The organism is Rhizobium rhizoryzae, assembly GCF_011046895.1.
Lineage (GTDB): Bacteria > Pseudomonadota > Alphaproteobacteria > Rhizobiales > Rhizobiaceae > Neorhizobium > Neorhizobium rhizoryzae.
The window spans coordinates 2,492,455-2,506,649 of the sequence record NZ_CP049250.1 but is presented as its reverse complement, the minus strand read 5'-3'; the positions used below and the strand labels follow the sequence as shown (position 1 = coordinate 2,506,649).

General features: G+C 57.5%; 11 protein-coding genes. 2 read left to right on the top strand and 9 right to left on the bottom strand.

Features of this window, described 5'->3' with window-relative positions; genetic code table 11:
- Positions 1 to 41 precede the first annotated feature (41 nt).
- The 5 genes from sufD to G6N80_RS17855 form a co-directional block, all read right to left on the bottom strand.
- On the bottom strand, positions 42 to 1,316 hold the full coding sequence (sufD, locus tag G6N80_RS17875; RefSeq protein ID WP_165135773.1) for a Fe-S cluster assembly protein SufD: 1,275 nt from the start codon (positions 1,314 to 1,316) through the stop codon (positions 42 to 44).
- Positions 1,317 to 1,341: 25 nt separating this feature from the next.
- Entirely contained in the window at positions 1,342 to 2,097 is a 756-nt protein-coding gene (gene sufC / locus G6N80_RS17870) for a Fe-S cluster assembly ATPase SufC (RefSeq protein ID WP_062554787.1), read from the bottom strand.
- A gap of 107 nt (positions 2,098 to 2,204) precedes the next feature.
- On the bottom strand, positions 2,205 to 2,528 hold the full coding sequence (locus tag G6N80_RS17865) for a GIY-YIG nuclease family protein (RefSeq protein ID WP_246251433.1): 324 nt from the start codon (positions 2,526 to 2,528) through the stop codon (positions 2,205 to 2,207).
- Positions 2,529 to 2,617: 89 nt separating this feature from the next.
- Positions 2,618 to 4,087: a Fe-S cluster assembly protein SufB gene (sufB, locus tag G6N80_RS17860; RefSeq protein ID WP_165135767.1), complete on the bottom strand. Its 1,470-nt coding sequence runs from the start codon at positions 4,085 to 4,087 to the stop codon at positions 2,618 to 2,620.
- A gap of 144 nt (positions 4,088 to 4,231) precedes the next feature.
- Positions 4,232 to 5,398 (bottom strand): cysteine desulfurase family protein, encoded by a 1,167-nt coding sequence (locus G6N80_RS17855; RefSeq protein WP_165135764.1) that lies wholly within the window; start codon positions 5,396 to 5,398, stop codon positions 4,232 to 4,234.
- A 214-nt stretch (positions 5,399 to 5,612) separates the two neighbouring features.
- On the opposite strand from G6N80_RS17855, the gene G6N80_RS17850 reads away from it, so the two are divergent.
- A complete protein-coding gene (locus tag G6N80_RS17850; RefSeq protein WP_062554340.1) occupies positions 5,613 to 6,290 on the top strand; it encodes an alpha/beta hydrolase in 678 nt (225 codons plus the stop codon).
- Positions 6,291 to 6,355: 65 nt separating this feature from the next.
- Here the strand turns inward: G6N80_RS17850 and G6N80_RS17845 are convergent, their stop codons facing one another.
- Positions 6,356 to 7,540 carry a GGDEF domain-containing protein gene (locus G6N80_RS17845; RefSeq protein WP_244484719.1) on the bottom strand — a complete coding sequence of 395 codons (1,185 nt, stop codon included), beginning with the start codon at positions 7,538 to 7,540 and terminating at the stop codon, positions 6,356 to 6,358.
- A 199-nt stretch (positions 7,541 to 7,739) separates the two neighbouring features.
- Between G6N80_RS17845 and tyrS the strand changes: the two genes are divergently transcribed.
- Positions 7,740 to 8,993: a tyrosine--tRNA ligase gene (gene tyrS / locus G6N80_RS17840; RefSeq protein ID WP_165135761.1), complete on the top strand. Its 1,254-nt coding sequence runs from the start codon at positions 7,740 to 7,742 to the stop codon at positions 8,991 to 8,993.
- Between the two features lie 50 nt (positions 8,994 to 9,043).
- On the opposite strand, the gene G6N80_RS17835 is transcribed toward tyrS, so the two are convergent.
- From G6N80_RS17835 to G6N80_RS17825, 3 genes are all read right to left on the bottom strand, one after another.
- Positions 9,044 to 9,826, bottom strand: coding sequence for a hypothetical protein (locus G6N80_RS17835; protein ID WP_165135758.1), 783 nt, complete (start codon positions 9,824 to 9,826; stop codon positions 9,044 to 9,046).
- A 1-nt stretch (position 9,827) separates the two neighbouring features.
- Positions 9,828 to 10,652, bottom strand: coding sequence for an ABC transporter ATP-binding protein (locus G6N80_RS17830; RefSeq protein WP_246251512.1), 825 nt, complete (start codon positions 10,650 to 10,652; stop codon positions 9,828 to 9,830).
- Between the two features lie 85 nt (positions 10,653 to 10,737).
- A complete protein-coding gene (locus G6N80_RS17825) occupies positions 10,738 to 14,154 on the bottom strand; it encodes a YhdP family protein (RefSeq protein ID WP_165135752.1) in 3,417 nt (1,138 codons plus the stop codon).
- Positions 14,155 to 14,195: the final 41 nt, after the last annotated feature.

Sequence of the window (14,195 nt, the reverse complement as noted above, 5' to 3'; positions counted from 1 at the left end):
CCGCAGGCAAGGGCCCGCGCCCCTGCCTGCGGTAAAGTCAATCAGGCATGCTTTTCCAGCCAATTGGAAATGATAGCCTCAAGCGCTTCGACAAGCGCCTCGTCTTCCAGCTCTTCCACGATCTCAGCCACGAACGCATTGACCAGCATAGCGCGTGCCTTGTTGCGGGGAATACCGCGGGCCATCAAATAGTACAGATGGTTGTCGTCGATATCGGCAACCGTAGCACCATGGCCGCACTGTACATCGTCAGCAAAGATTTCGAGTTCCGGTTTCGCAGCAAACTCGGCATCATCGGACATCAGAAGCGTATTGCAGGCCATGCGCGCATCGGTCTTCTGCGCATCAAGCGCGACCTTGATCATGCCCTGGAAAACGCCTCGCGCGCGGTCGAACACCACGTTGCGGAAAATTTCCGTCGACGTCGTGTTCGGCACGTTGTGCCCCAGCACCAGCGTCACGTCCGTATGGGTATCACCACCCAGAAGGTTCACACCCCGCAGTTGGAGATCAGCACCCTCACCCGCAACGTCAATGCGCAGTTCCTGGCGCACCAGCTTGCCACCGGCATTAATGACGAACAGGCGAAGCTTGGCGTTATCGCCAACACGCACGCGCACCTGTGCCAGATGCGTATCATCGGCGCCCTGCTCCTGCACGACAATCCAGGTAACCTCGGCGCCATCCTCCAGCGAGATATCGCTAACCGAGGAGACAAACGCCTGGCCATCGGTCGTCTGGATATGCCGCTCGATCACCGTTGCCTTGGAGCCGGCGCCAAAGCTGACCGGGAACCGGGTATGGGCCTGGCCAGCACCATGCAGCGCCTGAATCTCGATCGGCTGTGCAATCTCGGCTCCTGCTGGAAACTCCAGGACATAACCATCGCGCACGAAGCTGCCATTGATCTTGCCGATCGTATCATCCTTGTCGATCACAGAAAGACCCGGTGCCGCCGTCCCTTCCCGCAGCATATCCGCGTAGGAACCGACCACGATGCCATCAACCGAAACGTTTCCATCCGCTTCGCCCTGACGCGTCTTGATCAGCGCCGCAGCATCGACAAGCGGGGCCGGGTTGCGCACCGAGCTCGCAGGACCGCTGGCGGGAATAGAGCGCAGCAAGGTCTTGAGATCCGTGTAGTGCCAGGCCTCGACACGACGTGTGGGAAGCCCGTTGGTCTTGAGATCATCGACAAGGCGGTCTCGCGCGCTGATGACAGCTCCATTGCCCGGCAATTCGCCGATCTGGGCATTATAGCTATCCAGAAGCGCAGTTTCCGCCGCCGTCTGGCGGTTTTGTGCCTGCATATTCATGCCAAATTTCCTTCCGCGGGAGAGCTCAGGCGGCCTGGCCGATGATGTCGGCGTAGCCATTGGCTTCCAGTTCCAGCGCCAGTTCCTTGTCGCCGGTCCGGATGATCTGGCCCTTGTAGAGAACGTGCACCGTATCCGGCACAATGTAATCCAGCAGGCGCTGATAGTGCGTGATCACGATCACGGCGCGGTCGGGAGACTTCAGAGCATTCACGCCGTCGGCAACGATCTTCAGAGCGTCGATGTCGAGACCGGAATCCGTCTCATCCAGAACGCACAGCTTCGGCTCCAGAAGAGCCATCTGCAGGATTTCGGCGCGCTTCTTTTCGCCACCGGAGAAACCGACGTTCAGAGGACGCTTCAGCATGTCCGGGTTAATCTTCAACTCGGCAGCCGCTTCTTTGACCTTGCGGATGAAATCAGGCGTAGAAAGCTCAGCCTCACCGCGCGCCTTGCGCTGCTCGTTCATGGCAACCTTCAGGAACTGCATCGTCGCAACGCCGGGAATTTCAACCGGATATTGGAACGCCAGGAAGATGCCCTTGGCAGCGCGCTCGGCCGGATCGAGTTCCAGAATGCTTTCGCCATTATAGAGGATCTCACCTTCGGTCACTTCGTAGTCTTCACGGCCAGACAGAATGTAGGACAGTGTCGACTTGCCCGAGCCATTGGGGCCCATGATGGCGGCAACTTCGCCGGCCTTCACCGTGAGGTTCAGGCCGCGGATGATCTCGGTACCGTCTTCGGCGATACGTGCGTGCAGATTGCGAATTTCAAGCATGATCACTTCCTTCATAGGGCGGTTAAAGAGCCGCCTGTCCGTTCCTTCAGCGCCTCTAGCGCTCCATGTCCGTCATCCTCGGGCTTGTCCCGAGGATCTACCGTCGTTCAATTGTAGTGATGCCACTCCCTCGTATTGGGGTGCGGCATGTATGGGTTATCCCTTTGATCCAGTGCCTCATAAAGATCGAGCCAAGTCGGGTTGAACCCTTCAATCAGCTTTATCTTCCACTCTCGTTTATAACGCTTCAGCGATTTCTCTCGTTGGATGGCCAGCACAATATTGGGGTGCCTTTCGAACCAAACGAGGAGCCTGGCATTGTATTTCGAGGTGAAGCCCTTCGTTATCTCATTTCGATGTTGCCACGCACGCCCGGCAAGATCAGAGGTAACACCAGTGTATATGACTCCGCGCGGCTTATCGGACATCATGTAAGCGAATCCGACCATAGCAACCCTCAGCGGATCCTCGGGACAAGCCCGAGGATGACGACAGAGCTATCAACGCGAGGCTTCATCCATCAACCCACCGAACCCTCAAGCGAAATGCCGATCAGCTTCTGCGCCTCGACCGCGAATTCCATCGGAAGTTCCTGAATGACTTCCTTGACGAAGCCGTTCACGATGAGAGCGATAGCCGCCTCTTCCGGAATGCCGCGCTGCAGGCAGTAGAACAGCTGGTCTTCCGAGATCTTGGACGTCGTCGCTTCGTGCTCGAACTGAGCCGACGAATTCTTTGCCTCGATGTAAGGCACGGTGTGTGCGCCGCAACGGTCGCCGATCAGCAACGAGTCGCACTGTGTGAAATTGCGAGCATTCGTTGCCTTGCGGTGCGCCGAAACCTGTCCGCGATAGGTGTTCTGCGAAACGCCGGCGGCAATGCCCTTGGAGATGATGCGGCTCGACGTGTTCTTGCCGAGATGGATCATCTTGGTGCCGCTGTCGATCTGCTGATGGCCGTTCGAAACGGCGATCGAGTAGAACTCGCCACGGCTGTCATCGCCACGCAGAATGCAGCTTGGATATTTCCACGTAATCGCAGAGCCGGTTTCGACCTGCGTCCATGAAATCTTGGAGCGATGGCCACGGCAATCGCCACGCTTCGTCACGAAGTTGTAGATACCACCCTTGCCCTGGGCATCGCCCGGGTACCAGTTCTGCACCGTCGAATACTTGATCTCGGCATCGTCGAGAGCCACAAGTTCAACGACAGCCGCGTGAAGCTGGTTCTCATCGCGCTGCGGTGCCGTGCAGCCCTCAAGATAGGACACGTAAGCGCCTTCTTCAGCGATGATCAGTGTCCGCTCAAACTGTCCGGTGTTCTTTTCGTTGATGCGGAAATAGGTCGACAGCTCCATCGGGCAACGCACGCCCTTTGGCACGAACACGAAAGACCCATCCGTGAAGACGGCGGAATTCAGCGTCGCATAGTAGTTGTCAGAGGTCGGAACGACGGAGCCGAGGTACTTCTTCACAAGGTCCGGATGTTCGCGAACAGCCTCCGAAATCGACATGAAGATGACGCCGGCCTTGGCAAGTTCTTTCTTGAAGGTCGTCACGACAGAGACGGAGTCGAAGACAGCGTCCACGGCAACGCGGGGCTTGTCCACGCCAGCAAGAATTTCCTGCTCCTTCAGCGGAATGCCCAGCTTCTCGTAAACCTTGAGAAGTTCGGGATCGACTTCATCCAGTGACTTCGGGCCGGGCGTGTTCTTCGGTGCCGCATAATAGTAGAGATCGTTGAAGTCGATCTTCGGGTAGTCGACACGCGCCCAGGTCGGCTCCTCCATCGTCAACCAGCGGCGATAGGCATCGAGGCGCCATTCCAGCATCCATTCCGGCTCATCCTTCTTGGCCGAAATGAAGCGGATAATTTCCTCCGATAGACCTTTTGGGGCCTTGTCGACTTCGATTACGGTCTCGAAACCGTATTTGTACTGGTCAACATCGATCTGGCGGACCTGATCGATCGTTTCCTGCACGGCAGCCATACTCATTCTCCAATCTCGCCGGAATCAAGGGTCCGGCAGGTTGTCATCTGTTGGCGGGGATCAGCCCCGTATGTAGGCGCCAGAAGGAGGTTTTAACACCTTTTGGCAAGCTAATTTTTTGCGTTTCCGCAACTCCTGGACCAATCACGCGGCCCGTTCAGGCATCTTTCGGCGCGCAGCTATTCGCTGGAAGGCAGTCAACGCACGATCTATTGCAATGTCGTCGGTTGTCGCTCCGAGAGAAATACGAAGCGCGCCCATCGCTGGATCCTGCCCCATCGCCATCAGCACCTGGCTTTGCCCGACTTTGCCGGAGGAGCAAGCCGATCCCGCGGACAAAGCCACCCCTTCAAGGTCGAAGGCGATCTGGCCCGTTTCTGACTTCAGGCCTGGAAGCGTGAAGAACGTGGTATTACACACGCGCTCGGAGCCTTCACCATGGATGATCACATCTGGAGCAACGGCGCGCATACCGGCTTCCAGTCTTTGCCGATGTTGCAGCAAGCGTTCACGCGTGAGGTCCAGATCGCGAAGGACGGCCTCAGCGGCGGCACCAAAACCCACGATTCCCGGAAAATTTTCAGTACCGGACCGATGCCCCTTCTCCTGGCCACCACCGCGAACCAGTACCGATGGCATCATCACCTCACCCCGTATGACAAGCGCGCCGACGCCCTTGGGGCCACCGATCTTGTGGGAGGAAAGGATCAGGAAATCAGCATCCAGCTCAGTGATGTCGACCGCAATGCGTCCAACGGCCTGGACGGCGTCCACGACAAGCAATCCACCCGCAGCGCGCACAAGCTTTGCCGCCTCCGCGACGGGCTGGATGACGCCGGTCTCATTATTGACCAGCATGACCGCCACCATCGGCAGGCCGGCCCCACTATCGTGACGGTCAAGCAAGACTTTAAGCGCATCGAGATCAACGAGCCCAGTCGCCAAGACAGGGATCTCGCTCACCTGCTCACGCACAAACCTGCCGCCCTCCCGGATGGCCGGATGCTCGATTGCCGAAACATAAAGATGTCCGATGGTGAGCGGCGAGCGCCCCATCTTGAACGAAGGCGTCAAAACCCAGTTTGCCGCTTCAGTCGCACCACTGGTAAAGATGACGTGTTGCGGATCAGCACCGACGAGAGCCGCCACCTGCCGACGCGCCTTGTCGATTGCCGCTCGCGCCGCACGCCCTTCTGCATGCACGGAAGATGCATTACCCGGCAGTTCCAGCGCACTCAACATGGCTTCACGAGCAACGCCGCTCAGGGGCGCTGTCGCGTTCCAGTCCAGATATACGCGATCAAAAGCCATTGTCCGATCCGGTTTAAAGTCTACTTAACGCTTGGCGACGCATTTTCCTTGAAATTTTCGCCGCGCATGCCGTATGAGACGACCAACTGGGCGGCACGTCTTGCGCAGCCCAACTTTCGAATGGTTCTAAACTGTTTCTAGAAAAGATGACCGGCTTCGTCAAGTCTCGGCGTCAATGAAACATTGGAAACATGAAAAGCTGACCGGAGTACCGATGCCTGAAGTCATTTTCAACGGCCCTGCCGGCCGCCTTGAGGGCCGCTATCAGCCTTCCAAGGAAAAGAGCGCCCCGATCGCCATCATCCTGCACCCGCATCCGCAGTTTGGCGGCACGATGAACAACCAGATCGTCTATCAGCTCTTCTATATGTTCCAGAAGCGCGGCTTTACGACACTGCGGTTCAACTTCCGCGGCATTGGCAGAAGCCAGGGCGAGTTTGACCATGGTGCAGGCGAATTGTCGGATGCGGCTTCCGCGCTTGACTGGGTGCAGAGCCTGCATCCGGATTCCAAGAGCTGCTGGGTCGCGGGCTACTCCTTCGGCGCCTGGATCGGCATGCAACTCCTGATGCGTCGTCCGGAGATTGAAGGCTTCATGTCGATCGCGCCGCAGCCGAACATTTATGACTTCTCGTTCCTGGCCCCCTGCCCATCCTCCGGTCTGATCATCAACGGTGATTCCGACAAGGTCGCGCCTGAAAAAGATGTGAACGGTCTCGTCGAAAAGCTGAAGACCCAGAAGGGTATCCTTATCACGCACCGCACTGTTGAAGGGGCAAATCATTTCTTCAACAACAAGGTCGAACCGCTGATGGGCGAGTGCGAGGACTACCTCGATCGCCGCCTGAACGGCGAGCTGGTTCCCGAACCGGCGGCCAAGCGGATCCGTTGATCGGATTTAAACGTCAGTGTTTTCGAAAGGCTCCGCAAGGGGCCTTTCTTTTTGCCGAAGGCTGATCACCCTACAGCAGGAACTATCGCCAGAGGCTCAAGCCTGTACTTTACACAGTTTCGGCCAGCCGCCTTCGCATCGTAAAGCGCGTTGTCCGCAAGGCGCATCGCCCGCGCGAATCCGCCGGTCTCGCTGAACGTCGATACGCCGAAACTCGCCGTGATGCTGAGCGTGTCAGGCATCCCGCTGCCCTTGTGCACCGCAATTGCGCCGCGGATAGCGTGGGCAAGAAGCATGGCAGCGTCCAGCTGTACGCGCGGCAACAGAATTCCAAACTCCTCGCCCCCTAAACGACCGACGACCGCCGAATCTGAGACGCTTTCGGCAAGAAGTTGCCCGACCGTCCGTATAACCGCGTCCCCGGCGTAGTGACCATAGGTATCGTTCACACGCTTGAAATGATCGATATCGCAGAAGATCACCGAGTGCGGTCCGATTGGACTGCGCCGGAGCGCTTCACCGGCATGCTTTTCAAAACCACGGCGGTTCAGAAGCCTGCTCAGAGAGTCAATTTCGGAATTGCTCCGCTCGTCCGCCATGATCTGGAGGACTAGTACAGCGAGCAGGGAGAGGCCCGTCATCACCATGAGCACTGCGGTCAGGCTCTGGGAAATGACGGCATAATTGGAAAACAGATAGTCACTGGCCACGCGACCGGCGCCCACCGCCGCGGCGAGGTAAGCCTTGAGAAAGAAGTGGGCTCCAGTCAGACTGAAGACGAACATCATCCAACGATCGACAGGGGCGCGATGGGACGAGAATGCGATCGCCGCCGCGCTGAGCAGACAGGATATGGCAAACGGCGTCTGGTAGGGAATCGAATGCGAGAGCGTACTGCGTGGCTGGTCGTAAATGGCGATCACGATGGCCGTGCAGACGACCAAGAAGATCGCCAATGGAGCTGGCCGTGTAGTTACGTTGTAAAGACTGCCGACACCCATGCGGATCAGGAGCAAGCCTGCCAGTACGGCGGCGAAAGCGACCGCCGCTCCTGGCCTGACGAACGGTGTATACGCGATAACGAGTTCGGCAGGCACCGAAAGCGACGCTACAGCGAAACCCAGCCCGATCCAACGCGCAGCGGCACGCGACCTGCTCCGCCGAGAAACAGCGAAGAAGACGCCCGCGAAGGACATCGCGATCACGAAGTTGACGATCAGATATAGATTAGCGCCGTTGAACACATCCACTGGCCTTCAATGCCCGAACTCATTGGGCTCCCGAAACTTAGCAGCAAGAGCATAATCAACTCTTACCAACCGCATGGGAGCTTATGCTCTACTCAGGACATGCCAATGACTTTCCTGTCACTTTTGGAGTGATTCTCCCCTCAAACAGTGTTAGAGGCCCCAACGAATAATTCCAACACCATCCTGTCAGAGTCGTATCATGTCCAGGTTCAAGTCCGATTTTCTCCGCACGCTCGATGAGCGGGGCTTCATCCATCAGGTTTCTGATGAAGCCGGCCTCGATGAATTGCTGAACAAGGAAAGCGTGACTGCCTATATCGGCTATGATCCGACGGCATCCAGTCTTCACGTCGGCCATCTGACCCAGATCATGATGCTGCACTGGTTCCAGCAAACCGGACACCGTCCGATTTCGCTGATGGGCGGGGGAACCGGCATGGTCGGCGACCCTTCGTTCAAGGAAGAAGCCCGCAAGCTGATGACTGTCGAAATGATCGAAGAGAACATCGCCTCGATCAAGACCGCCTTCTCGAAGTACCTCGATTACGGGCGGCCGCAGAACGCTGCATTAATGATCAACAATGCGGAGTGGCTGCGCGCACTGAACTATCTTGAATTCCTGCGGGATGTCGGCCGCCATTTCTCCGTCAACCGCATGCTCTCCTTCGATAGCGTGAAGACGCGCCTTGATCGCGAGCAATCGTTGTCCTTCCTGGAATTCAACTACATGATCCTCCAGGCCTATGATTTCGTCGAACTGGCGAAGCGCTACGAATGCCGCCTGCAGATGGGCGGATCCGACCAGTGGGGCAACATCGTCAATGGCATCGATCTTGGTCACCGCATGGGTACCAAGCAGCTCTATGCCTTGACCTCGCCGCTCCTCACCACCTCTTCCGGCGCGAAGATGGGCAAGTCTGCCTCCGGTGCCGTCTGGTTGAATGCCGATCTGATGCCAGTCTATGATTTCTGGCAGTACTGGCGCAACACGGAGGATGCGGATGTCGGCCGCTTCCTGAAGCTCTTCACAACGCTTCCGATGGACGAAATCGCCCGTCTCGCAGCTCTCGGCGGATCGGAAATCAACGAGGCCAAGAAGATTCTCGCGACAGAAGTCACGGCCATCCTGCACGGTCGTGCAGCATCAGAGCAGGCCGCCGAAACCGCGAGAAAGACCTTCGAGGAAGGCGCTCTGGCCGACACGCTTCCGTCGATCGACATTGCCAAGCCGGATCTCGAAGCGGGGATTGGCTTGCTGAACCTGATCGTTCGCGCAGGTCTCGCTGCATCCAACGGCGAAGCCCGCAGACATGTTCAGGGTGGTGCGGTGAAGATCAACGACGTGGCGGTGACCGATGAGCGCATGAATATCGGAACGGGCGAGATTTCGGCAGAGGGCGTCATCAAGCTCTCGCTTGGCAAGAAGAAGCACATTCTCGTTCGCCCGGCTTGATCTGCACAATCCCCAGAATTTCGAGGGCTGGCGCGAAACATCGCCAGCCCTTATTCTGTTGCAAGCTCCTGTCGGTTGAAAAGCACAAGGCCAAGCACGCCGGGCACGATCATCCACGCCAATAGCGCTGCCAGAGGCGTGACCGCCCCGGATGACGCCGAACTGGTGACAAGGATGCGCAAATCATTGGCGGCGATTGACGGCAACCACCAGAGGTCCTGTCCTGCGCCAAGATAGGCCTGGACCAGCACGCTACCCAATGTCAGCAGAAATGCGATTAAAACGGCGGCCATGGATGATCGGAACAGGACTGTCAGGAGCGCGGTCACACTCACCAAAGCCAAGAGTTCCAGAACGGCGACTGAAAAAAGCAAAAACAGCTGGTCGAGACCAGCCAAAGGCGTCAACACAGTTCCATCGACTGCCATAACGAGCATCGTGACGAACAGATCGCTGAAAGTAACCAGCAGCAGGCTAAGAATCAGGCAGCAGCATGCAGCCAGAAATTTTGCCAGCCACAGCTGGCTTCGGCTGCGTCGGGGCACAAAGTGACGCCAAGTGGAGAAACGATAATCGACAACGAAAATGGAGGCGACAGCCAAGGCAAAGAACAGGTGCGCCAGCGTGTTTCCCGATAGGCCGAACGATCGGCTCGCTTCCGCAACAAGATCAACCGAACTGCCGAGATTGGATTGGCCGACACGCCTGAATACGACAACCTGCATCAAAATCTTGATGAGGGTGGCGAAGGCTGGCACGATAAAGACCGCAGCCATGAACAAGCTGCGCTGCGCCGCAAATTTCTTCAATTCTGCTCCAACAAGACGAACCATGTCAAACACCAGCCGCTTGTGTGTGACGCGTTTCCGCCAGAAAGAAGCTTTCCAAATTGGGTCTGATCCACTTCACTTCGTGTAGATCCATTCCCTGAAGAACGAGCGCTTTGACGAGTTCCGGCACTTGCTCCCGAGGAACGCGGACTCCCAATCCATTCCCCTCCTTCCAAGCCAGATCGCCGAGTTTCGCCAGCACGGGATTTAAGGGGCGAACATCAAGCCACAAATATTCGCCACCTCCGAGCAGATCGGAGACCCTGCCCTCTGCCGCCAGACGCCCGTGGCTGAGAATGGCAACCCTATCCGCCACTTTTTCCACCTCATCAAGAAGATGGCTGGACAAGAGCACGGCAACCCCTTCGTCCTGGGCCAGATGCCGGATAAGGTCGCGCATCTCTATCATTCCATCTGGATCGAGCCCATTGGTGGGCTCGTCGAGAATGACCGCCCTTGGTTTCGCAATGAGGGCTGATGCGATGCCTAGGCGCTGGCGCATGCCCAGCGAGAAGCTACCGATCCTCTGATTTGAAGCGCTGACCAGATCCACCCTCTTCAACACTGATTCAATATCCGCCCGCACTCCCGAAGTGTCCGTGAGCAGGAACAGAAATTGCCGCGCCGTCATGAATGGATAGAAGGTCGGGGAATCGATCAGCGCTCCGAGCTTCTTTCGAGAATGCGGATTGGCGGGTTTACCGAAAAGCCTGATTTCTCCCTTATCCGGCTGAATGAGCCCGCAAATCATACGCAACAGCGTGCTCTTGCCGGCCCCATTGGGTCCCAGCAGGCCATAGACGCCTGCATCCGGCACTTCAAAACTCACCGCATCCAAAGCCTGAAGCCGTCGAGCGCCCCAGCCAAAACCCTTGGAGAGCTGGGATAAGGATATTGCGCTCATCAAGATTCCTCTACTGAAACTCGAAAATCTGGCGGAACACGCCCGGCGCAATAAGAGAGAGCGGATTGACGGTGAGCTGCGGCTTGTCGATCGAACCGGTTACCTTGAATGTAATCCCCAGCAGGCCGCGATCCCGACCATTGCCGAGAAGAGTGCCGATCACGGGAAGTTCTGCGAAGAGACGGTTAAGCCCATAGGCGGGCATGAACGTGCCCGTCATATCGAGATTGCCGACCGCATCGCGGATCATGCCCTGGAATGTTGCGCCAATCTGCTCGCCGCGCACAATGCCGTTTTCTGCCGAGAGCGTCCCATCCCGATAGACGATACGGGCGAAGGCCCGTTGAAACTTTGCGGAGCTGACGTCGATGTCACGCTTGACTGCCGAATTCAGGCTGCGTCCATCCTGACCCGGGGTGGAGACGATGGATTGCAGTCGGTTTTCTTCGACCAGGGCGAAGCTGCGGATATCGATGTTTCCGCTCCAGTTCGAACCGCTTTCATTGTTCAAACGCACGTTGAGCAGGCCGCCGCGCATATGGCCGTAGAGGTTGGCAAACCGCGCCAGCGAGCCTGCGTCGCCACTGGTCAGCGTCAACACGCTTCCCTGCCCGCTGCCAGCAGTCTGCGCCACGACGGCCTGTCGGCTCTCAGTGACACCGGAAAATGCAATGGACTGCAGATCGCCGCCACTGACCGCAATATCTCCTGTCGTATTGAACAGAACCTCATCATTGAAACCAATGATCTTGTCGAGCTTCAGACGTACCCGCGCAGCATCGCTCGCCTTGGCGGCTGCACCAGATCGAGGCTCAGACGCGCCCTGACCTTTCAGTTTGGAGAGAACAGGCCGGATGTCGGCGGCATCACCCGATGCGGAAACCTCAAGCCCGCCTTTTGCACGGCGAATGGAAATCGCAAAACTGTCTGCGGGCGAAAGCTTGACCCTTGAAAACTCCGCGCTGGAGAGAGCACCGTTTTTCAGACTGAGGTCACCGGCAACGCCGAAGCCGTCTCCGGAAATCGCAAGATTGCGGACATTGATATTTCCGTCCTTCGAGGCAACCTCAAGCGAGGCCTTGGCTGGAATTCCACTGCCCTTGGTCCAGCCCAGCCACGGTACTGAGAGCTTCGCCTTGGACAGATCCAGAGTGACCCCCTGTCGATCTGAATCAATGCGTGACAGTTCCAGTTCCACAGGACCGTTGACGATATCGCCAAGCCCCGGCAATAGCTTGTCGCGCTGGTCGTTGTTGAGTGTTGCATTCACCGTCAGCTCGCGCTGGATCTTGGACTGTCCGTTGAACGGTTCAACCATCGAGATTTCGGCCGGAACGCCATCGATCTCCGCCTTGGCATCCAGCCGCGCAGCGTCAGAATCCACCTGCAAATCACCATTGATGGCAGAGACGCTCCGATCGGCAATCTTCTTGGATATCTTCACATCCTGAAGTGCAATCTTGCCCTTGAACTGTGGCGGCGGCGGATGTTGATCGTTGACCAGCCCGAAACGTGCACTGACTGAAGCAACCGCCTTGCCCGAGAAATCCGCAGGCGCAAATTCGGTATTCTTCAACCCGTTGATCGGCTTGAAGGAGGCAACTTCCGCGATCGCGTCCGCATTCCCCGCGATCTGAAGGTCAAGCTCCGCCATGAGCGGTTTCGCATAGGTGGATTGTATCCTGAACGAACCGCCCTGAATATCGACTGACCGGTCGGATCCGAAGTAGGAGGCAGCCTGCCGTACATCAAACTTCAAACGCTCGCCTACGAGGTCAAAGTGTCCGGCTACGTTTCGAACCGGGGGAAGCTCGCCGGGAAGATTCAACCGGTTGTCTGCAATATCGAAGGCGATCCGCAATTCGTTGGCGGCAAGTTCCAATGGTACGTTGGGCCCCTTCATCCGGCCTGCCGGGATGAAGACGGCTATGGAACCGTTGGTTACGGTGCCTCCGAACATGTTGGCCACCACCCAGTCGCGCGCCTTGTGGGCCATCCAGAACGGCCATAGCTGCTTGACGCCCGCGACATCCATACGTGGCAGCTGCGCGCCAAAACTGATCTCCGGCGATTGCGCTCCGAGAAAGCGCATTTGCAGCGAACCCGCCATTTGCCCAAGAGGACTGGATACCTGCATATCGTTGAATTCGAGGCGTCGCTCAGCCGTCAGGAACCGGCCGGCTGCCCGAAGATCGAAGAGAACCGGCGCTTCACCGCCCACCGCACCTTGCGCGCGGCCGCCGCTCACCAGCAGATCCAGACCGAAGCCCGGACGGGTGTCTTGCGCGTTCAACCGGTTCAGATCGACAATCGCGCCTGTGAGTGGAACCACTGTTGGCCCAAATCGCATTTCGGAGGGCAAGATCTCGATCGAATTGCGTGCGAAATTATAGGCAACCCGGACTTCGGCTCCTGTCAGATCCTGCGGCACGCCATCGAAGTAGATCTTGCCGGGAGCATGGTGGATATCGGCTCGAATGGAAGGTTTCGTTTCTGCCGTATCGCGCGATGCGTTCAGCGTGATGTTGATCGACCCCTCCAGACCTTCACGCGGCAGGCCGCCTTCCATGCGTTGCAGGAGAAAGGGCGTCAGGTCCAACCCGGAGATCTGGGCCATCAGCGCCTTGGTGACGCCGTTTTGCGCAGTCGCATTCACCTGCAGATCCGCGCGCCGTCCATCCAGATGCATCAGACCTTTGAGCTGCACCTGCCCCTGGTCATCCAGCGTCAATGTCAGGTCATCGATCAGGAGCGTGGATACGCGACCCTCCCGATCCGGCGGAAACTGAATGTTGATACCGGATATATTGACCGAGCCGGTTCGAGTCCTCTCGATCAGCCCTCGCGCCTCATCAAGACGCTGGAACGCCTGCTCCATGGTGGAAGGCCAACGATCCACGCGCGCCTTGGACAGATCCATCGGGTCGCCAGCCGGTAGCAAGGCTGTATCGAGGTTGATCTTTTCGGCTTCGAGATGCCGGATGGAGACGCGACCACTGACCAGCGCCAGCGGATCTATGGTGAGGCGAATGGCACCCGTATTCGTCAAATGGGCCTTCGTCGCCACCTCGATAATGTCCACTTCGCGTGCTTCGAGTGCCAGGCGGAAATCCGAATCGAAACGGATGACGGTAGAGCCTACGGTCGCCTGATAGCGAGGACCAATCGCTGCATTGAGAGAGGCCTGCGCGCGCGCATTCAAAGCGCTGTCGATGAAGCCACCTTCGATTGCGAAAAAGCCGCTTCCGATTGCCGCAACCACGAGAAGGATGAAGATCACGCAGAGCCTGAAGATCCCCCGCCAGCGCGATACCGGCGGCGGGCAATGCACGATCATTGGATCATGCGCCTGCGCCGAAGGAAGATCATGCAACGGAATCAGATCCTTACGGCGGAAACTGACTTTTTCACCTCGAATTTCCGCCATGTCTCTCCGCGCAGTGAAGGCTCATCAGAATCATGTGATCT